The sequence below is a fragment of the Atribacter sp. genome (assembly GCF_035418125.1).
Classification (GTDB): Bacteria; Atribacterota; Atribacteria; order Atribacterales; family Atribacteraceae; genus Atribacter; species Atribacter allofermentans.
In genome coordinates this window covers 1-2,787 of the sequence record NZ_DAOLQM010000269.1, presented here as the reverse complement: position 1 = coordinate 2,787, position 2,787 = coordinate 1, and the positions used below count along the sequence as shown (strand labels likewise).

The 2,787-nt window shown below is 38.0% G+C and carries 4 protein-coding genes; all 4 read left to right on the top strand.

Translation table 11 applies throughout. The annotated features are described in order from the left end of the window. Window positions 1-51: 51 nt before the first annotated feature. The 4 genes from PLK24_RS10335 (at window position 52) to PLK24_RS10320 (ending at window position 2,775) form a co-directional block, all read left to right on the top strand. On the top strand, window positions 52-588 hold the full coding sequence (locus PLK24_RS10335; protein ID WP_324478860.1) for a hypothetical protein: 537 nt from the start codon (window positions 52-54) through the stop codon (window positions 586-588). A gap of 98 nt (window positions 589-686) precedes the next feature. Beyond that, on the top strand, window positions 687-1,166 hold the full coding sequence (locus PLK24_RS10330) for a hypothetical protein (RefSeq protein WP_324478858.1): 480 nt from the start codon (window positions 687-689) through the stop codon (window positions 1,164-1,166). 572 nt (window positions 1,167-1,738) lie between these two features. Continuing rightward, window positions 1,739-2,440 (top strand): DUF1538 domain-containing protein, encoded by a 702-nt coding sequence (locus tag PLK24_RS10325; protein WP_324478856.1) that lies wholly within the window; start codon window positions 1,739-1,741, stop codon window positions 2,438-2,440. Between the two features lie 14 nt (window positions 2,441-2,454). Continuing rightward, window positions 2,455-2,775, top strand: coding sequence for a P-II family nitrogen regulator (locus tag PLK24_RS10320; RefSeq protein ID WP_324478854.1), 321 nt, complete (start codon window positions 2,455-2,457; stop codon window positions 2,773-2,775). Window positions 2,776-2,787 lie beyond the last annotated feature (12 nt).

The following is a 2,787-nucleotide window of genomic DNA, read 5'->3' as shown; positions in this document are numbered from 1 at the left end:
TCCAGTGAAAACAATATTTAAAAACAGTATCACTCGAGGAGGCTTAATAGCATGAATACAAAACTGATTTTTTTGATCGGCATCATAACAGTACTCATTTTAGGAACATCGGCTTTTGGTTCAGAGAATTTCTCATACAACTGGTGGAAAGTGACTTTCAAAAGCCCGGTCGAGTTCTCCCAGCCTGTTGAAGTTGGCTTGGATGCGGTTTCATTGTTGAATCCTCCTAACGTCGACTTCAAAACTGTACAGATTGAAATAACTTTGGTAGCTGTGCCAAAAAACATGAAAGAAGACCTGGGGAATACCGATGAAGATGTTATTGAGTATATAAAGGCTGTCTTTTTAGGAACCACCGAACCACCTCTTGAAACTATGGATCGTTCATTTCTGGAAAACACTATTACTGGTCAAGTTTTGGACATGGCAATTCCTCATGATGGACTGATGGAGTTCTATTTAGTACCTCTTTCCAACGGTGATTCTTTATCTATAGCTTTCCGGTGGAATCTCTCGATTCAAAGAGAAGAGGTGGAAAAAATCATCTCCATGGTATCCAGTACTCTTAAAGAAATCCCTAAAGAATAATTTCTCAATTCTATTAAATTTCTCTCATAAGTGTATAAATAATCGCATTCATCGGATATTATTTTATTAAGAGGTTTATAAAAAGAGGAGGATAAACCATGAGGCGAAAAGGAATTAACATTGCAGCATTAAGCATTGTAATTGGAATACTATTAATAGGAGTTGTTTATGCCGAAGACCAGATTCAAGAAACTGATAATTTCAAGTTTTTAGTACCGGATACTTGGCAATTTATCGTTTATGAAAACGGTGCAGTTCAAATTTACAACCGCATGGCAACCTACATGGTGGAGTTAAAAAAAGAGGGATACAATCTCAACGATGCTGACTGGAAAAGCTCCATGAAAATTTTTGTTGAACAATACAAAGGGTCAGATCCGGTTGTGGTTGAAATGTTAGGGTTCCAATTCCTCAAAACTACCTTTGATTATTCGGGAACTCATCAATCTCTCTATACGACTCTATTAAATGGCGAGAAAATCTCAATCGGTATAATGGGCCCAGAACATGAAACTGATGAAAAGATTCAAGCAATTTTAAAATCTATCGAGATCAAAAAAGAAGCTGCTACAGAATAAAAAAGATTGTCCTTTTCCGAGCCTGGCTTTAATAAAAAGCCAGGCTTTTTTTGTGGTAATTTTTCGCAAAATTTATAGGCTATTTTTTAAATTTAGTAATGGTTTAAACGCTGTCATTTTAAGGCTTTGCCCATTTTCTTTTCTAGCGGGAAAGTCATTTTATTATTTCCTCTCCCTTGGTGGAAAAGGATTAAAGTGAGGGGGTAATTATTCTCATTCTCATCTGGTGTCATACCGTGGCATGAAGGCTTATCTCCTAAAACAATTTTTTAAGATGATTTTAGTTCTTCTTCTACCTTCAAATCCAGCTTACCCGCCGATCTTTGTTCCAACTAAAAGCCCCGATATCCAGATCGTGGGTAAGGTAATTATGCATATTAGATATCACTGAGCAATTAATAATATAATTTTTAAAATTCAACGGCATTAAAATGAACCTTACTAGAACTCTTGTACTGTGTTATTATAAAAATGGAAAGTATCTAACCGTCTTTGTATTAAATACTATGAGATAATCACTAACCAGGCATTATAATTTTTATTTCATCACTGTCACCTGGGGAGGACTGAAGTTGAGAATTACCTATCTGTTTCATGATATTTTTGACATCGTTAAAAGTATTATCCCAGTGGTCTCCGTATTGGTTTTTTTCCAAGTAGTAGTGTTAAGACAACCCTTAGCTCACCCTAAGACTTTTTTTTCTGGTATCGTACTTGCCATTGTCGGTCTCTTCCTCTTTCTTAAGGGAGTTACCATGAGTCTAATTCCACTTGGTGAATCGGTAGGTCAAAACATTGTGACCTTGGACAATAAATTATTAATCTCAATCTTTGCATTTGTGGTTGGCTACGGGGCAACCCTGGTAGAACCAGCATTACGTACTCTGGTCTTAGAAGTGGAAGAGGTATCAGTAGGAGCTATTCCAGAAAAAGTCCTTTTGCATACTATTGCTATCGGATTTGGCTTGGGAGTAACCCTAGGTATTATTAAAATTGTTAGCAATATACCAACTGTTAAAATTGTAATCCCCCTTTTATTATTTGCTTTGTACCTGGCTTATTTAGCTCCCGAAAAAATGGTTGGTATCGCATTCGACTGCGCCAGTGCCACCACCGGACCGGTAAATATTCCCATCAACGTTGCCCTTGCTCTTGGCTTATCCCGAGTAGTTGAAGGAAGCGACCCACTACTCAATGGTTTTGGAATTGTCGGTTTGAGTTCCCTGGGAACCATTATTGCGGTTTTGATGCTTGGAATTATTACTAAAGCATGAAATGAGGTGTCATAATGGATGTCATCGCCATATTTGCTGTGGTTGAGCGAGGCAAAGCCGACCACCTGGTAGAAAAGGCTAAAAAAGCTGGCGCTAAAGGCGCCACTATACTTTATGGTCGAGGAACCACTGCCGAAAATGATATAAAGCATTTTTTAAGTTTCCATGTGGAATCCTCAAAAGAAGTTATTATCATATTAACCGAAAAAGAGCATGTTGAAGCTATTCAAAAAGCACTGATCGAAGCCGGAAGGCTTGATGAACCCGGTACTGGAATCCTTTTTAGCGTTCCTGTTCTCCATCTTACCGGCTTAAAACACCGGGGACTTCCTTAGATCGGTCTCAAG